The 19,621-nt window shown below is 48.8% G+C and carries 7 protein-coding genes; 1 reads left to right on the forward strand and 6 read right to left on the reverse strand.

Going from position 1 to position 19,621, the window contains the following annotated elements; all coding sequences use genetic code 11:
- Positions 1-131 precede the first annotated feature (131 nt).
- From ACO6V5_RS08480 to ACO6V5_RS08495, 4 genes are all read right to left on the reverse strand, one after another.
- A complete protein-coding gene (locus ACO6V5_RS08480) occupies positions 132-3,911 on the reverse strand; it encodes a DUF4116 domain-containing protein (protein WP_422492081.1) in 3,780 nt (1,259 codons plus the stop codon).
- Positions 3,912-4,125: 214 nt separating this feature from the next.
- On the reverse strand, positions 4,126-7,899 hold the full coding sequence (locus ACO6V5_RS08485; RefSeq protein ID WP_422492082.1) for a DUF4116 domain-containing protein: 3,774 nt from the start codon (positions 7,897-7,899) through the stop codon (positions 4,126-4,128).
- A 185-nt stretch (positions 7,900-8,084) separates the two neighbouring features.
- Complete coding sequence (locus tag ACO6V5_RS08490; RefSeq protein WP_422492083.1) at positions 8,085-11,594, reverse strand: PEP/pyruvate-binding domain-containing protein; 3,510 nt, start codon at positions 11,592-11,594, stop codon at positions 8,085-8,087.
- 13 nt (positions 11,595-11,607) lie between these two features.
- Positions 11,608-11,766 (reverse strand): hypothetical protein, encoded by a 159-nt coding sequence (locus ACO6V5_RS08495; RefSeq protein WP_422133464.1) that lies wholly within the window; start codon positions 11,764-11,766, stop codon positions 11,608-11,610.
- Positions 11,767-11,880: 114 nt separating this feature from the next.
- On the opposite strand from ACO6V5_RS08495, the gene ACO6V5_RS08500 reads away from it, so the two are divergent.
- Positions 11,881-12,120 carry a hypothetical protein gene (locus ACO6V5_RS08500; RefSeq protein WP_422132873.1) on the forward strand — a complete coding sequence of 80 codons (240 nt, stop codon included), beginning with the start codon at positions 11,881-11,883 and terminating at the stop codon, positions 12,118-12,120.
- 127 nt (positions 12,121-12,247) lie between these two features.
- On the opposite strand, the gene ACO6V5_RS08505 is transcribed toward ACO6V5_RS08500, so the two are convergent.
- On the reverse strand, positions 12,248-15,832 hold the full coding sequence (locus ACO6V5_RS08505) for a DUF4116 domain-containing protein (protein ID WP_422492085.1): 3,585 nt from the start codon (positions 15,830-15,832) through the stop codon (positions 12,248-12,250).
- A gap of 177 nt (positions 15,833-16,009) precedes the next feature.
- Entirely contained in the window at positions 16,010-19,603 is a 3,594-nt protein-coding gene (locus tag ACO6V5_RS08510; RefSeq protein ID WP_422442416.1) for a PEP/pyruvate-binding domain-containing protein, read from the reverse strand.
- Positions 19,604-19,621 lie beyond the last annotated feature (18 nt).

The following is a 19,621-nucleotide window of genomic DNA, read 5'->3' on the forward strand; positions in this document are numbered from 1 at the left end:
TTTATAAAGTTCAGCCTGAAGCACGCAATAGGATAAATAACAACTCGGTTTGCACTGGAGGGCGTTATCTGATGAGAAAATTGTTGCTTGCCTGCTTAAAAAAACCGGTAGCAACTGGCTGATAATCAGGCTTAGAGGATGTTACACAGAACGTTATGGTCCTCAGCGTTTTCGGGCTGATTTTTCTGTTGTGAACTTGCACTCCCAGTACTCAGACACATTCTTAAAGTCTCCGCAGAGAGGTATTGAACAACATCAGGGTTTCTGTGGATTGCTGATCGGATAAAATCCTTATCGCGTTTAAGTTCATTAGCAGCAGAGTCGAAAGCACGATAATTATGTTCAATCAAGTTCAGCAAATACTCGCGATCACTCCGTACTCTTTTACTGGCACATTGTAAGCAACAGATATCATCAACAATTGCCATTTGTATAATGTTTTTGTCGCTTCGGATTCTTTCACTTGCAAAACTCAGTGCTGGTGGATAACTGGCGATAGCGACCTTTACAATGTTTTCATCATCCCGCATTTCCGGGCTGGCATATCGCAGCCAAATGCCATGCTCTTTGACTGCAGTCATGACAACCTCTTTATCATTCTTCATTTTTTCACCAGCAAACTCAAGGTCTCCTTGACGTTCTGCAATGATTGGTAATACCAGGTCTTTATCATTCCGAACCCGCTGACTGCCATATTGCAGCCCGTGCTTCAGCAAGGCTTTTTTGAATGTTTCTTTATCATCAGAAAGCCACAGATCCGGAGGGACTTCAAAACTTAGCCGGTAACTGTAGGATGATGGTTTTATAACATAGTATTTATCTCTCAAATCGGGATAAACATCCTCAACCAATGGAGCCGTTCTTTTGGCATCGAGGAATAACAAATGATGTAAAAATTCCCTGCGGGTTTCTTCAGTGATCTCACTGCTCATTAATATTTGCCGATAGTCGTCCTCCCATTTATTACGACACTCTGCAAACCGTTGGGCATAATTAATAAATTGCTGGTAGTGATCGGGTAATAACAGGAAACAATCGGGAGTGTAGAGGATATGCTTCTCATAATACATTGCGAAAAGGCAATGTTGAAAGGCGAACCTGTCAGCTTCTGCCGCAACATCGCCAGTCAGGCGTTGTGCCAGTGAGCTAAAGCTCCACTGATCTCCTTCAAAAACCTTAATGTACTGCATTTTACAATCCACATTACACATAGCACGTAACACAATGATCAGTTTTTCAAAGGCATCCTGCATCTTTTCAGTTGATTTTATTCGAGTGCATTCGACGATAATGCCTCCCGCTACCGCATTGCAATACAGCTTTATGCTATCAGCATTTTCATCCAGTTCGAGGGCTTTCAATAACTGCACCAGAAACCACATACGCTTTAACTTGGCGGTTGTATCAACACCATCATCTTTATAAAACTGGTCAGAGAATTTCAGCCGTAAGGTTCGTTCTTTGCCTCCCTCTGCGCATTCAAGCAGCTCAATAAGGCACACATGACTTCCGAGCTTCAGGTTAACAATCAAGACATCATCCATAACGACCACAGTCCCATAACAACTACACTTTTCGATTAATGGTTTCGAGGACGGCCTCAATAGCGGTACCTTTTCTCCCGGGTTGCGCTGAGTTGTGTAATCAAGGTAGGTAATTTTGTTTTCTTTTGATAGCTTGCCCTGACCGGAAAGCTGAGTGATCGGTGCCAGTGCATCTACAAAGCGCCAGTGCAAGGCAAAAATCAGCTCATGAACACTCCTGACCTGCTCAGCCTCTTTAGGATTCAGTGCTTGCAGAGAGGATTGCAGTTGCTGACAGGCAGTCAGCCATTGATGAAATGTTATCTGCCTGTTTTTACCATCATCCAGAAGCAGGATGATAGCCTCTAAACTGGATCGGATGGTCTGTTTCAGCGCCTCGAACCGGTTGCTCAATGTCGGTATTTCATCCCGCAATGACCGAACCTCGTAAGCACCTGTTTTTCCCGCCAGCAACAAGAACGCATGGTAGCCATCCAGAAAAGCTTCAGCCCCCTGAACCAGCCAATTTACCCTGACTCTGATCTCTGCCAGCAACTCTGAACGTTGTGGTGACATGCTCAGTTTTATGGGATTTGCCAGATAATCCAGTCCGCCACCAGAGGCAAAAAATGCCAACAAACGGGCATTTTGATCCGTGAGCCACTGAAAACCGCTGGCGACATTAAGGAGTGTGCCTTCAGGTGGGGACAAATCATCCCGTGACGGGACGGCTCTGAGCAGCGGCACATCAGAAAATGCAGAGGACAGGCTTCTGCGACTGGCAAGTTCACCGCTAAAGTCACCGACAACAACAAAGGCGCCAGGCTCACCTTTGAAGCGGGCAAAGGCCAGCGTCGCCTGTTGGCCAACCTGAGCGGCCACGACCGCGAACTGTCCACCGGCCAGCATCAAGGTTTTTCCTTCCTGTTTCATAACGATCGCGACATGATCATTGAAGCCCCCTTCGGCAAAGACAAAACCACCTGCCCGTTTCAGGAACTCTGGCTCAAGCATCCAGTCTGCAGCATGGTGGGCTAAGACAATGGCTCCCTCTGGCATAGAGTCTGCCGCTTGTTCTTCAGCCAGCCAGAGTGTTCCGGTGCAATGGCCTTCGCTGACACCCTCGCCAATGGCCAAGGTCTTTTTGGGTATAGGCATCGCAAAATCCATTCCGCCAGAAAGCCGGGTAACAGGGCGCACCTGCAACAGGAACAGGTTACCCAGATGATCGATGGCAAACTCCACATCCACCGGACAGAGCAACAGCTTTTCCAGCTCTGTCACCGCCTGACTGAGTTTTGCAACCAAATGATCACTGAGTTTATGAACACTGTCGTCTGATTGGGCGTCCGCATCATAAATTTCTGTTTCCAGATAGCCATCATTGTTTTTGTGCAGGACAAAGTGACTGGAGACCTTCCCGGGAAAGTATTGATAACTGTCACTGCCTTCCCTACCCTTGCGAGAAATATCGATACGGTGGGGCGTGTTACCGAACTGTCCTGCCACTATGCCTCTGGGCTGACCCCGTGTGTACTCAATCCTGATGGTATCATCCTGAAAAGATTGAAAGCTCATGACGACTCCACCATATCGACAGTCAATACACTGTTGGATGATCAGCGCCATGGGTTGCGGTATGCCTTCGGGACAGACTTCAGGCCGGTAACCTGAGGCCATGACCATGAGACAGGTTCTGAAAACATCGCCTCCTGCCTGAATGACAGAAAGGTATTTACCCGCCTGGGCATCGCCGTAGTTATCTTCGTTGATGCCGGAACTGCGGACAATCACGGGCTGTGATCCAGAGAGTCGGTCCACCTGACGGTGCAGCTCCCGGATTTTTTGGGCCGCTTCAGAATCTTTCACCTGTTCGTAAAAGTCATCACTGGCAATAAATGCTGCCATAGCTGACAGCCAGTCATCCCTTTTGGTTTGCTCTGAAGGCGGCAAGGTATTGAGGTATTCCCGGATGTTCCTTAGGCTGGTCTTTGCCAGCGATTTATCAACAAACCTGGGGAAATAGTGGTCTAAAGCATGGGTATCGAGAGGGTGTTGTGCCAGCGCATTCATGATTTGAGCAGTCACACATTGGAAGGGCGGAACAGACAGGCCCGCTTCTTTCATGCGCTGCAAAAACATCCCCTTGCCGCCAAGTTGTTCCCGATTGGGAGGAGAATAGCCAGCAGTCTGATCTGCAACAGATGGACGACAATCACGCTTGGCCAGTGGAGTTTCGCTGGTCAGAGCGCCCGAGGGACCAAGATCACTGAAATGCCGCTGGGATAGGCTGCGAGCCTCGCTGGATGGACCGCCAGCGTCGGCATTTCGATTTGGATCAGTTTTCAGGATTTGACCCTCTGAACGGCCAAAATTAGCATGAAACATCAAGATATCCCTCTATTATTAACATTCATCCATGGTTCAATGGCTGTGGCATTAATCAATTACTTTGTTTGGACAATACTATTTTTATAAAGTTCAGCCTGAAGCACGCAATAGGATAAATAACAACTCGGTTTGCACTGGAGGGCGTTATCTGATGAGAAAATTGTTGCTTGCCTGCTTAAAAAAACCGGTAGCAACTGGCTGATAATCAGGCTTAGAGGATGTTACACAGAACGTTATGGTCCTCAGCGTTTTCGGGCTGATTTTTCTGTTGTGAACTTGCACTCCCAGTACTCAGACACATTCTTAAAGTCTCCGCAGAGAGGTATTGAACAACATCAGGGTTTCTGTGGATTGCTGATCGGATAAAATCCTTATCGCGTTTAAGTTCATTAGCAGCAGAGTCGAAAGCACGATAATTATGTTCAATCAAGTTCAGCAAATACTCGCGATCACTCCGTACTCTTTTACTGGCACATTGTAAGCAACAGATATCATCAACAATTGCCATTTGTATAATGTTTTTGTCGCTTCGGATTCTTTCACTTGCAAAACTCAGTGCTGGTGGATAACTGGCGATAGCGACCTTTACAATGTTTTCATCATCCCGCATTTCCGGGCTGGCATATCGCAGCCAAATGCCATGCTCTTTGACTGCAGTCATGACAACCACTTTATCATTCTTCATTTTTTCACCAGCAAACTCAAGGTCTCCTTGACGTTCTGCAATGATTGGTAATACCAGGTCTTTATCATTCCGAACCCGCTGACTGCCATATTGCAGCCCGTGCTTCAGCAAGGCTTTTTTGAATGTTTCTTTATCATCAGAAAGCCACAGATCCGGAGGGACTTCAAAACTTAGCCGGTAACTGTAGGATGATGGTTTTATAACATAGTATTTATCTCTCAAATCGGGATAAACATCCTCAACCAATGGAGCCGTTCTTTTGGCATCGAGGAATAACAAATGATGTAAAAATTCCCTGCGGGTTTCTTCAGTGATCTCACTGCTCATTAATATTTGCCGATAGTCGTCCTCCCATTTATTACGACACTCTGCAAACCGTTGGGCATAATTAATAAATTGCTGGTAGTGATCGGGTAATAACAGGAAACAATCGGGAGTGTAGAGGATATGCTTCTCATAATACATTGCGAAAAGGCAATGTTGAAAGGCGAACCTGTCAGCTTCTGCCGCAACATCGCCAGTCAGGCGTTGTGCCAGTGAGCTAAAGCTCCACTGATCTCCTTCAAAAACCTTAATGTACTGCATTTTACAATCCACATTACACATAGCACGTAATACAATAATCAGTTTTTCAAAGGCATCCTGCATGTTTTCAGTTGCTTTTATTCGAGTGCATTCGACGATAATGCCTCCTGCTACCGCATTGCAAAACAGCTTCATGCTATCAGCATTTTCATCCAGTTGGAGCACTTTCAGTAACTGCACCAGAAACCACATACGCTTTAACTTGGCGGTTGTATCAACACCATCATCTTTATAAAACTGGTCAGAGAATTTCAGCCGTAAGGTTCGTTCTTTGCCTCCCTCTGCGCATTCAAGCAGCTCAATAAGGCACACATGACTTCCGAGCTTCAGGTTAACAATCAAGACATCATCCATAACGACCACAGTCCCATAACAACTACACTTTTCGATTAATGGTTTCGAGGACGGCCTCAATAGCGGTACCTTTTCTCCCGGGTTGCGCTGAGTTGTGTAATCAAGGTAGGTAATTTTGTTTTCTTTTGATAGCTTGCCCTGACCGGAAAGCAGAGTGATCGGTGCCAGTGCATCTACAAAGCGCCAGTGCAAGGCAAAAATCAGCTCATGAACACTCCTGACCTGCTCAGCCTCTTTAGGATTCAGTGCTTGCAGAGAGGATTGCAGTTGCTGACAGGCAGTCAGCCATTGATGAAATGTTATCTGCCTGTTTTTACCATCATCCAGAAGCAGGATGATAGCCTCTAAACTGGATCGGATGGTCTGTTTCAGCGCCTCGAACCGGTTGCTCAATGTCGGTATTTCATCCCGCAATGACCGAACCTCGTAAGCACCTGTTTTTCCCGCCAGCAACAAGAACGCATGGTAGCCATCCAGAAAAGCTTCAGCCCCCTGAACCAGCCGATTTACCCTGACTCTGATCTCTGCCAGCAACTCTGAACGTTGTGGTGACATGCTCAGTTTTATGGGATTTGCCAGATAATCCAGTCCGCCACCAGAGGCAAAAAATGCCAACAAACGGGCATTTTGATCCGTGAGCCACTGAAAACCGCTGGCGACATTAAGGAATGTGCCTTCAGGTGGGGACAAATCATCCCGTGACGGGACGGCTCTGAGCAGCGGCACATCAGAAAATGCAGAGGACAGGCTTCTGCGACTGGCAAGTTCACCGCTAAAGTCACCGACAACAACAAAGGCGCCAGGCTCACCTTTGAAGCGGGCAAAGGCCAGCGTCGCCTGTTGGCCAACCTGAGCGGCCACGACCGCGAACTGTCCACCGGCCAGCATCAAGGTTTTTCCTGCCTGTTTCATAAGGATCGCGACATGATCATTGAAGCCCCCTTCGGCAAAGACAAAACCCCCTGCCCGCTTCAGGAACTCTGGCTCAAGCATCCAGTCTGCAGCATGGTGGGCTAAGACAATGGCTCCCTCTGGCATAGAGTCTGCCGCTTGTTCTTCAGCCAGCCAGAGTGTTCCGGTGCAATGGCCTTCGCTGACACCCTCGCCAATGGCCAGGGTCTTTTTGGGTATAGGCATCGCAAAATCCATGCCGCCAGAAAGCCGGGTAACAGGGCGCACCTGCAACAGGAACAGGTTACCCAGATGATCGATGGCAAACTCCACATCCACCGGACAGAGCAACAGCTTTTCCAGCTCTGTCACCGCCTGACTGAGTTTTGCAACCAAATGATCACTGAGTTTATGAACACTGTCGTCTGATTGGGCGTCCGCATCATAAATTTCTGTTTCCAGATAGCCATCATTGTTTTTGTGCAGGACAAAGTGACTTGAGACCTTGCCGGGAAAGTATTGAAAGTTTTCAGCGCCTTCCTTGCGACAAATATTAATACGATGGGGCGTGTTACCGGACTGCCCTGCCACTATGCCTTTGGGCTGACCCTTTGTGTACTCAATCCTGATGGTATCATCCTGAAAAGATTGAAAGCTCATGACGACTCCACCATATCGACAGTCAATACACTGTTGGATGATCAGCGCCATGGGTTGCGGTATGCCTTCGGGACAGACTTCAGGCCGGTAACCTGAGGCCATGACCATGAGACAGGTTCTGAAAACATCGCCTCCTGCCTGAATGACAGAGAGGTATTTGCCTGCCTGGGCATCGCCGTAGTTATCTTCGTTGATGCCGGAACTGCGGACAATCACGGGCTGTGATCCAGAGAGTCGGTCCACCTGACGGAGCAGCTCCCGGATTTTTCGGGCCGCTTCAGAATCTTTAACCTGTTCGTAAAAGTCATCACTGGCAATAAATGTTGCCATAGCTGACAGCCAGTGATCCCTTTTGGATTGCTCTGAAGGCGGCAAGGTATTGAGGTATTCCCGGATGTTCCTGAGGCTGGTCTTTGCCAGCGGTTCATCAACAAACCCCTGGAAATAGTGGTCTAAAGCATGGGTATCGAGAGGGTGTTGTGCCAGCGCATTCATGATTTGAGCAGTCACACATTGGAAGGGCGGAACAGACAGGCCCGCTTCTTTCATGCGCTGCAAAAACATCCCCTTGCCGCCGAGTTGTTCCCGATTGGGAGGAGAATAGCCAGCAGTCTGATCTGCAACAGATGGACGACAATCACGCTTGGCCAGAGGAGTTTCGCTGGTCAGAGCGCCACAGGGACCGGGATCACTGAAACGCTTTTTGGGTAGGCTGCGAGCCTCCCTGGATGGACCGCCAGCGTCGGCATTCCGATTTGGATCAGTTTTCAGGACTTGACCCTCTGAACGGCCAAAATTAGCATGAAACATCAAGATATCCCTCTATTATTAACATTCATCCATGGTTCAATGGCTGTGGCATTAATCAATTACTTTGTTTCGACAATAATTTTTTTAAAAAGTTCAGCAATCAGCCTGAAACAAACAACAGAAAAAACAACAACACGGTTGGCACTGGCAGAAGTTGTCTGGATAAGTCAGACATTAATCGCAGATTATCTGAAGTATTCTCGAAGCTCGGGGCTTTTGAGGGTTGCTTCATCCATAAAAACCGGATCAGCTTTAAGCTCTGAAGCAGCATATCGGAAAGCTTGATGATTCTTTGCAATTAACTCCAGCATATATTCACGATCATTCAATAACGTTTCGCTGGCATAACACAGAGCTCTGGGATTTTTTTTGACAGCGGCCATGACTATAGCTCTATCATTCCTCAGCTCCTCGCTCAAATATTTGAGCTCTAAGGGATATTCTGAAATGAAGGGTAATACAGAGTCTTTATCATTCCAAACCCGCTGGCTGGCATAATCCAATCCATGTTCCAGCATGACATTCCTGACCTTTTCCTTATAGTCCCCAAACGGTTGACCTGGTGACAAATAAAACTCCAGTCTGTAACTGTAAGACGGCTTGATAACAAAGTATTGATTTCCCAAGACATACACTTGCTCAATGAATCTGGTAGCGCTTTTGGGCTCAAACAATAAATAGTGATGCAAGAGCTCCCTGCGGGTGTTCTCACTCATCTTATGACTCATTAAGATTTCCTGCAGACTCTCTTCCGGTGTTTCATGAAAAAACAATGACGACTGATACTCACCTAACCGCCGGGCATGATGGGCAAACTGCTGGTGATGGTCGCTCAATAACTGGCAGCAAACGGCAGTATAGTGCCAACCATTCCAATTCCGATAAGACATTACAAAAAGGCCATGTTGAAAGGCAAACCTATCGGCTTCTGTCGCAACATCACAATTAAGACGTTGCGCAAGCAGGTTAAAGTCCCACCGACCTCCTTCAAAAATGGGTCTGGAACGCAAATCAAGATCCAGATCAAACATAGCACGTAACACAATGATGAGTTTTTCAAAGGCATACTGCATGGTTTGACGTAATTTCATTCGGGAGCATTCGACGATCATTTCACCCGCTACGGCGTTGCAACTCAGCTTCATGGGATCAGCATTTTCATCCAGTTTGATTGCTTTCAGTAATTGCGCCAGAAACCACATACGCCTGAACTTGCCGGATTTATCAGCGTAACCAGTTCTGTTAAATTGGTCAGAAAATGTCAGCCGCAGGGTTCGTCCTTTCCCTCCCTCTGCCTGTTCAAGCAACTCGATAAGGCCCACATGACTGCCAAGTTTCAGGTTAACAATCAAGGCTTCATCCATGGTGATAACAGTCCCTGAAAGCTTTGACTCTGCAATAAGTACTTTGTCGGACGGCCTCAGCAGCGGTGCCTCTGCACCCAGTGTCGTGTAATCGACATAGGTGATTTCCCCTTTTCTGGACAGAATGCCCTGACCCGAGTCCAGAGTGACCGGAGCCAGCGCTTTTACGAAGCGCTGATGCAGGGCAAAAATCAGCTCATGGACACTTCGCACCTGCTCAGCGCTTTCGGGGTTGAGCGCTTGAAGACAGGATTGTAGCTGATGACAGTCTGCCACCCACTGACGAAAGCTTACCGGGGATACCTTCTCTTCTTCAGCGGCTTGCATGAGAAGAGTGATACGCTCTAACCCGGATTGAATGGTCTGTTTCAGCATCACGAACCGGTCGATCAGTTCTGGTAATTCATGCCGCAATGACTCGACTCTGTGTGAACTTTTCTTAACAGCCAGTTGCAAGAATGCCCCGTACCCATCCAGCAGCGCTTCAGCCCCATAAACCAGCCGATTTATGCTGTCCAGGGTCTCTGCCAGCAGCTTTGATCGTTGTGGTGACATGCTCAGTTTTACCGGGTTTGCCAGGCAATCCAGTCCGCCGCCGGAGGCAAAAAATGCCAACAGGCGGGCATTTTGATCCGTGAGCCACTGAAAACCGCTGGCGACCTGACGGAATGCGTCTTCAGAGAGGGACACATCATCCCATGACGGGACGGCTTTTTCTTGCGGCACATCAGAAACAGCAGAGGATAGACTTCCATGACTCACCAGCTTCCCGGTCATGTCACCGGTAACAATAAAGGCACCGGGCTTACCGTTAAAGCGGGCACAGGCCAGCGTCGCCTGATGGCCAACCTGAGCGGCCACAGACTCAAACTGATCACCGGCCAGCATCAGGGTTTTTCGTTGCTGTTTCATCAGGATCGCGACATGATCATTGAATCCTCCTGTGGCAGTAACAAAGCCTCCTGCCCGCTTCAGGAACCCGTGCTCAAGCATCCAGTTTTCAGCGTGTTGAGCCACGACAATAGCGCCCTCTGGCATGGAGTCTGCCGCTGATTCTTCAGCCAGCCAGAGTGGTCCCGTGCAATAGCCTTCGCTGACCCCCTCGCCAATGGCCAGGGTCTCTTCGGGTATGGGCATGGCGAAATCCAGGCCGCCGGAGAGTCGGGTGACAGGACGCACCTGCAACAGGAAAAGGCGACCCTGATGATTTATGGCAAACTCCACATCCACGGGGCAGAGCAACAGCTTTTCCAGCTTTGTCACCATCACCCTGAGGTCTGCAACCATGTCATCAGTGAGTTGTTGTTCAACGTCGTTTGATTGGGCATCGGCATCATCCATTCTTATTTCCGAATAGCCGTTATTGTCTTTACGCAGGATGTAATGACTTGAGATGGTCCCGGGAAAGTATTGATAGCTGTCGGCGCCTTCCTTGCGAAAAATATCAATACGATGGGGCCTGTTACCGGACTGCCCGGCCACTATCCCTCTGGGCTGCCCCCGTGTGAACTCAACCCTGACGGTATCATCATCAAAGGATTGAAAACTCATGGCGACTCCGCCGTGCAGGCAGTCAATACACTCCTGGATAATCAGCGCCATGGGTTGCGGTATGCCTTCGGAACAGACTTCAGGCCGGTAAGCTGAGGCCATAACCTTTAGACAGGTTCGCAAAATATCCTCATCTCCCTGAACTTCCGAAAGGTATTTGCCCGCCTGGGCGTCGCCGTAGTTATCTTCATTGATGCCGGAACTGCGGACAATAAGCGGCCCTGATGTTGATAGTCCGTGATCCCTGATGTGTTGGGCCGCTTCAGAATCTTTAACCTGCTCATAAAAGTCATCACTGGCAATAAAGTTCGCCAGACCCGCCAGCCAGCTGTCTCTTCTGGCTTGCTCTGAAGGCAGCATCGCATTGAGGCATTCCCTGATGTTTGCCAGACTGATCTCCGACTCCGGTTCATTGCCGATCCCGGGGAAATAGGGTTCCAGACGCTGGCTATCCAGAGGGTATTGTTCCAGCGCATTGGTGACCTGAGTTGTCACACACTGAAACGTCGGCACAGACAAACCGGCTGCTTTCATGCGCTGCAAAAACATTCCCTTGCCGCCCAATAGTGCCCGGTTGGCAACAGAACAATGAGCAGCCTGATCTGCAACAGGTGAGCTGCATTTGCGCCTGGCTAGTGACCTAGTGTCGGGAACGCCAGCGGGTTCAGGATCACCAAGATACTTTTTGGCTGAACGATCAGCCTCAGTCTTATGATTGGGGACAATTGACAGACTTTGAAAATCTGATCTGCCAATGGTTGCAGGCGGTAAAGGTAACATAAAGATATCCCTCTCATGTAAATCCATGATTCAACAGCGAGTCATTACCTTCACGTTCGACAATAAGGTTTTTATAAAGTTCCCCCGTCAACGCAGTAGAAAAACAGGGTTGGCACTGGTCAGCGTTGTCTGAATCGATCAGACCTTGTTCGCAGATTAAGTACTCAACCATACGAAATCATATTTTCTGACTTATTGTTCAGGCACTCGCGGCAACTGCTCCTGCGTTGCTCTAGTGCAGCTAAGCTCTGATATCCATACACCCCTCGTTCCCACGCAACAAAGGGTGTCGCAAAACCCTGGTTCACCTCCCGTCATTTCCGGCCTCACTCCCGTCATTCCCGCGAAGGCGGGAATCCACACAGACTCATCACCAGAACCATACTGCCCGGTGCCCCCCTGGCCTTTTCATCCGCGTGAAGGCAGAGACCCGCTGTTGGCGCTGGATTCCCGCCTTCGCGGGAATGACGACCACAGAGTATCGGAACGAGTGGGCTGTATGGATATCAAGGCTTGGCTGCACTAGCTCCTGCATCCATGCAGTCGTGATGCGTTGCAACTCTGGTCACATAGCTTGCTATGTTCCCGTCGTTGCGCCTTGCAGAGCACCTGACCAATTAGCCAGAAATATTCGATTCCGTATGGCTGAGTACTTATCTGAGGTATTTTCGAAGTTCGGGGTTTCTTTGTTTTGCTGCATTGATGAAAGCTTTATTATCTTTAAGCTCGGAAGTAGCATAATCGAAAGCTTCATGATTCTTTGCAATTAACTCCAACATATACTCAGGATCATTCAATATCGTTTCACTGGCAAAAAATAAGGGATTTATACTGTCAGCAATGGCCATTTGAATAATTTTTTTATCACTTCGGAGTCTTTTGCTGGCATAACAAAGAAGTCTGGGATCTTTTTTGACAGCGGCTATGACGACATCTCTATCATTCCTCAGCTCTTCACTCAAATATTGCAACTCCATGGGATATTCTGAAATGATGGGTAATACACAGTCTTTATCATTCCAAACCCGTTGGCTGGCATAATCCAATCCATGTTCCAGCAGGGCATTCCTGACCTTTTCCTTATGGTCACCGAACGGTTGATCTGGTGGCGCATAAAACTCCAGTCTGTAACTGTAAGACGGCTTGATAACAAAGTATTGATTTCCCAAGTCATACACTTGCTCAATGAATCTGGTAGCGTTTTTGGGCTTGACCAATAAATAGTGATGCAAGAGCTCCCTGCGAGTGTTCTCACTCATCTTATGACTCATTAAGATTTCCTGCAGACTCTCTTCTGGTTCTTTATATACTAACAATGACGATTGATACTTACCTAACCGCCGGACATGATGGGCAAACTGCTGGTGATGGTCGCTCAATAACTGGCAGCAAGCGGCAGTATTTTGCCAACCAGTCCAATTCCGATAAGACATTGCGAAAAGGCCATGTTGAAAGGCAAACCTGTCCGCTTCTGTCGCAACATCACGATCAAGGTGATGTGCAAGCAGGTTAAAGTCCCACTGGCCTCCTTCAAAAATGGGTCTGCCCTTCAACCAAATGTCCAGATTATACATAGCGCGTAACACAATGATCAGTTTTTCAAAGGCATCCTGCATGGTTTGACGTAATTTCATTCGGGAGCATTCTACGATCATTTCACCCGCTACGGCGTTGCAACACAGCTTCATGGGATCAGCATTTTCATCCAGTTTGATCTCTTTCAGTAATTGCGCCAGAAACCACATACGCCTGAACTTGCCGGATTTATCAGCGTAATCAGTTCTGTCAAATTGGTCAGAAAATGTCAGCCGCAGGGTTCGTCCTTTCCCCCCCTCTGCCTGTTCAAGCAACTCGATAAGGCCCACATGACTACCAAGTTTCAGGTTAACAATCAAGGCTTCATCCATGGTGATAACAGTCCCTGAAAGCTCTGACTCTGCAATAAGTACTTTGACGGACGGCCTCAGCAGCGGTGCCTCTGCACCCGGTGTCGTGTAATCGACATAGGTGATTTCCCCTTTTCTGGACAGAATGCCCTGACCCGAGTCCAGAGTGACCGGAGCCAGCGCTTTTACGAAGCGCTGATGCAGGGCAAAAATCAGCTCATGGACACTTCGCACCTGCTCAGCGCTTTCAGGGTTGAGCGCTTGAAGACAGGATTGTAGCTGATGACAGTCTGCCACCCACTGACGAAAGCTTACCGGGGATACCTTCTCTTCTTGAGCGGCTTGCATGAGAAGAGTGATACGCTCTAACCCGGATTCAATGGTCTGTTTCAACATCTCGAACCGGTTGCTCAGCAGCGGTAATTCTTGCCGCAATGACTCGACTCTGTCTGAACTTTGCTTAACAGCCAGTTGCAGGAATGCCCCGTACCCATCCAGCAGCGCTTGAGCCCCATGAACCAGTCGATTTACGCTGTCCAAGGTCTCTGTCAATAGTTTTGATCGTTGTGGCGACATGCTCAGTTTTACCGGGTTTGCCAGACAATCCAGGCCGCCGCCGGTGGCAAAAAATGCCAACAGGCGGGCATTTTGATCCGTGAGCCATTGAAATCCGCTGGCGACCTGACGGAGTGCGCTTTCTGAGAGGGACAAGTCATCCCATGCAGGGATGGCTTTTGCTGAAGGCTCATCAGAAACAGCAGAGGATAGAATGCCGTGACTCAACAGTTTCCCGGTCATGTCACCGGCAACAATAAAGGCACCGGGCTTACCGTTAAAGCGGGCACAGGCCAGCGTCGCCTGTTGGCCAACCTGAGCGGCCACGGACTCAAACTGGTCAGCGGCCAGCATCAGGGTTTTTCGTTGCTGTTTCATCAGGATCGCGACATGATCATTGAATCCTCCTGTGGCAGTAACAAAGCCTCCTGCCCGCTTCAGGAACCCGTGCTCAAGCATCCAGTTTTCAGCGTGTTGAGCCACGACAATAGCGCCCTCTGGCATAGAGTCTGCCGCTGATTCTTCAGCCAGCCAGAGTGGTCCCGTGCAATAGCCTTCGCTGACCCCCTCGCCAATGGCCAGGGTCTCTTCGGGTATGGGCATGGCGAAATCCAGGCCGCCGGAGAGTCGGGTGACAGGACGCACCTGCAACAGGAAAAGGCGACCCTGATGATTTATGGCAAACTCCACATCCACGGGGCAGAGCAACAGCTTTTCCAGCTTTGTCACCATCACCCTGAGGTCTGCAACCATGTCATCAGTGAGTTGTTGTTCAACGTCGTTTGATTGGGCATCGGCATCATCCATTCTTATTTCCGAATAGCCGTTATTGTCTTTACGCAGGATGTAATGACTTGAGATGGTCCCGGGAAAGTATTGATAGCTGTCGGCGCCTTCCTTGCGAAAAATATCAATACGATGGGGCCTGTTACCGGACTGCCCGGCCACTATCCCTCTGGGCTGCCCCCGTGTGAACTCAACCCTGACGGTATCATCATCAAAGGATTGAAAACTCATGGCGACTCCGCCGTGCAGGCAGTCAATACACTCCTGGATAATCAGCGCCATGGGTTGCGGTATGCCTTCGGAACAGACTTCAGGCCGGTAAGCTGAGGCCATAACCTTTAGACAGGTTCGCAAAATATCCTCATCTCCCTGAACTTCCGAAAGGTATTTGCCCGCCTGGGCGTCGCCGTAGTTATCTTCATTGATGCCGGAACTGCGGACAATAAGCGGCCCTGATGTTGATAGTCCGTGATCCCTGATGTGTTGGGCCGCTTCAGAATCTTTAACCTGCTCATAAAAGTCATCATTGGCAATAAAGTTCGCCAGACCCGCCAGCCAGCTGTCTCTTCTGGCTTGCTCTGAAGGCAGCATCGCATTAAGGCATTCCCTGATGTTTGCCAGACTGATCTCCGACTCCGGTTCATTGCCGATCCCGGGGAAATAGGGTTCCAGACGCTGGCTATCCAGAGGGTATTGTTCCAGCGCATTGGTGACCTGAGTTGTCACACACTGAAACGCCGGCACAGACAAACCGGCTGCTTTCATGCGCTGCAAAAACATTCCCTTGCCCCCAACTAGTGCCCGGTTGGCAGGAGAACAATGATCAGCCTGATCTTGAACAGGAGAACAGCATTTGCGCTTGGCTAGTGACCTTGTGTCGGGAACGCCAGTGGCTTCAGGATCACCAAGATACCTTTTGGCTGGACGATCAGCCTCAGTCTTATGATTGGGGTCAATTGCCAGACTTTGAAAATCTGATCTGCCAATGGTTGCAGGTGGTGAAGGTAACATAAAGGTATCCCTCTCACGTTAATATTCATCCATGATTCAACAGTGAGTCATTACCTTTGATTGGACCATAATGTTTTTATAAAGTTCCCCCGTCAGCTTTAAACAGGCAGTAGAAAAAACAACAACAGGGTTGGCACCGGTCAAGGTTGTCTGAACCGATCAGGCCTTATTCGTAGATTATCTGAGGAATTTATGAACTTTAGGGTTTCTTTGTTTTGCTGCATTGATAAAATCCCTATCATCTTTAAGCTCCGGAGCAGCATAACTGAAAGCTCCAGGATTTATTTCAATTAGTTCGAGCATATACTGGCGATCCATCAATACCTCTTTACTGACTACTCGTAAGTGACGGATACTATTAGCAGTGATCATTCGGATAATGTCTTTATCGCCTCGGAGTCTTTGGCTTGCAAAACGCAGAGATTTTGGATTCTTTGCGACAGCGGCCTTGATGACATCGCTGTCATCTCTCAGTTTCTTACTCAATTTTCGCAATTGTGCAGGATCTTTTGAAATGGCGGGTAATACAAAGTTTTTATCATTCCGAACCTGTTTACTGGCATATTCCAATCCATGTTTCAGCACGGCATTCCTGATCTTTTCTTTATGATCCCCAATTGGCTGGCCCGGTGATACATCAAACTCCAATTTGTCATTGCAAGATGGGCTGATAACAAAGTATTGATTTCCCAAGTCATACACTTGCTCAATCAATCGAGTAGCGATTTTGGGTTTGAGAAGTAAAACATGATTTAAGAGCTCTCTGCGGGTGTCCTCACTCATCTCATCACTCATCAAGATTTCCTGCGCAGTTTGTTCAGATTCTTCCCGACTTACCAATGACAAAAGATAAATACACAACCGATGAGCATAATCAACAAACTGTTGATGGTGTTTGCTCAATAACTGGCGCCAAGCGGCAGTTTTGTGCCAACCACTACTAGGCTCATAAGACATTAAGAAAAGGCCATGTTGAAAGGCGAATCTATCTGCTTCTGTCACAACATCATGATCAAGGCGTTGTGCAAGCACGTTAAAGTCCCAATGGCTTCCTTCAAAAATGGGTCTGCTCTGCAACCGAAAATCCAGATCACGCATCTCACTTAAGACAATGATCAGTTTTTCAAAGGCATACTGCATGGTTTTACGTAATTTTATTCGAGAGCATTCGACGATCATTTCACCCGCTACGGCGTTGCAACTCAGCTTCATGGGATCAGCATTTTCATCCAGTTTGATCTCTCTCAAAAATTGCGCCAGAAACCACATACGCCTGAACTTGCCGAAATTTTCAGCGTTATCATCTTTTTCAAATTGGTCAGAAAATGTCAACCGCAGGGTTCGTCCTTTCCCCCCCTCTGCGTGTTCAAGCAGCTCGATAAGGCTCACGTGACTGCCAAGATTCAGGTTAACAATCACAGCCTCATCCATAGTGATAACAGTCCCTCGACGCCTCAATGCTTTAATTAATGTTTTGCCATTCGGGCTCAGTATCGCTGCCTTCTCATCCAGGTTACCCCGAACTGTGCAATCAACGTAGTCAACGAAACCTTCCCTGGAAAGCCTGCCCTGGCCCGAGTCCAGAGTGATCGGTGCCAATGCCTCCACAAAACGCTGATGCAGGGCAAAAATCAGTTCATGGACACTTCGCACCTGTTCAGCGCTTTCAGGGTTGAGTGCTTGAAGACAGGATTGTAGCTGATGACAGTCTGCCAGCCACTGACGAAAGCTTACCGGGGATAACTTCTCTTCTTCGGCAGCTTGCATGGGAAGAGTGATACGCTCTAACCCGGATTGAATGGTCTGTTTCAACATCTCGAACCGGTTGCTCAGCAGCGGTAATTCTTGCCGCAATGACTCGACTCTGTCTGAACTTTGCTTAACAGCCAGTTGCAGGAATGCCCCGTACCCATCCAGCAGCGCTTGAGCCCCATGAACCAGTCGATTTACGCTGTCCAAGGTCTCTGCCAATAGCTTTGATCGTTGTGGTGACATGCTCAGTTTTACCGGGTTTGCCAGACAATCCAGCCCGCCGCCGGTGGCAAAAAATGCCAACAGGCGGGCATTTTGATCCGTGAGCCATTGAAATCCGCTGGCGACCTGACGGAGTGCGCCTTCTGAGAGGGACAATTCATCCCATGCAGGGATGGCTTTTGCTGAAGGTTCATCAGAAACAGCAGAGGATAGAATGCCGTGACTCAACAGTTTCCCGGTCATGTCACCGGCAACAATAAAGGCACCGGGCTTACCGTTAAAGCGGGCACAGGCCAGCGTCGCCTGTTGGCCAACCTGAGCGGCCACGGACTCAAACTGGTCACCGGCCAGCATCAGGGTTTTTCGTTGCTGTTTCATCAGGATCGCGACATGATCATTGAATCCGCCTGTGGCAGTAACAAAGCCTCCTGCCCACTTCAGGAACCCGGGCTCAAGCATCCAGTCTTTAGCGTGTCGGGCCACGACTATGGCTCCCTCTGGCATAGAGTCTGCCGCTGATTCTTCAGCCAGCCAGAGTGGTCCGGTGCAATAGCCTTCGCTGACACCCTCGCCAATGGCCAGGGTCTCTTCGGGTATGGGCATGGCGAAATCCAGGCCGCCGGAGAGTCGGGTGACAGGACGCACCTGCAACAGGAACAGACGACCCTGATAGTTTATGGCAAACTCCACATCCACCGGACAGAGCAACAACTTTTCCAGCTTTGTCAGCATCACCCTGAGGTCTGCAACCATGTCATCAGTGAGTTGTTGTTCAACGTCGTTTGATTGGGCATCGGCATCATCCATTCTTATTTCCGAATAGCCGTTATTGTCTTTACGCAGGATGTAATGACTTGAGATGGTCCCGGGAAAGTATTGATAGCTGTCGGCGCCTTCCTTGCGAAAAATATCAATACGATGGGGCCTGTTACCGGACTGCCCGGCCACTATCCCTCTGGGCTGCCCCCGTGTGAACTCAACCCTGACGGTATCATCATCAAAGGATTGAAAACTCATGGCGACTCCGCCGTGCAGGCAGTCAATACACTCCTGGATAATCAGCGCCATGGGTTGCGGTATGCCTTCGGAACAGACTTCAGGCCGGTAAGCTGAGGCCATAACCTTTAGACAGGTTCGCAAAATATCCTCATCTCCCTGAACTTCCGAAAGGTATTTGCCCGCCTGGGCGTCGCCGTAGTTATCTTCATTGATGCCGGAACTGCGGACAATAAGCGGCCCTGATGTTGATAGTCCGTGATCCCTGATGTGTTGGGCCGCTTCAGAATCTCTAACCTGCTCATAAAAGTCATCACTGGCAATAAAGTTCGCCAGACCCGCCAGCCAGCTGTCTCTTCTGGCTTGCTCTGAAGGCAGCATCGCATTGAGGCATTCCCTGATGTTTGCCAGACTGATATTTGCCTCCGGTTCATCGCCGATCCCGGGGAAATAGGGTTCCAGACGCTGGCTATACAGAGGGTATTGTTCCAGCGCATTGGTGACCTGAGTTGTCACACACTGAAACGTCGGCACAGACAAACCAGCTGCTTTCATGCGCTGCAAAAACATTCCCTTGCCACCAAGCAGTTCCCGGTTGGCAACAGAACAATGAGCAGCCTGATCTGCAACAGGTGAGTGGCATTTGCGCTTGGCTAGTGACGTTGCGTCGCAGTAGCCAATGGGTTCAAGATCACTGAAATACCTTTTGTATGAACTATCAGCCTTAATATTCTGATTGGGGACACTGGCCAGGCTTTGAAAATCTGATCTGCCAATTTTTTCAGGTGGTAAAGGTAACATAAAGATATCCTTCTCACG

The organism is Endozoicomonas sp. ALD068 (genome assembly GCF_049310145.1).
GTDB lineage: Bacteria > Pseudomonadota > Gammaproteobacteria > Pseudomonadales > Endozoicomonadaceae > Endozoicomonas_A.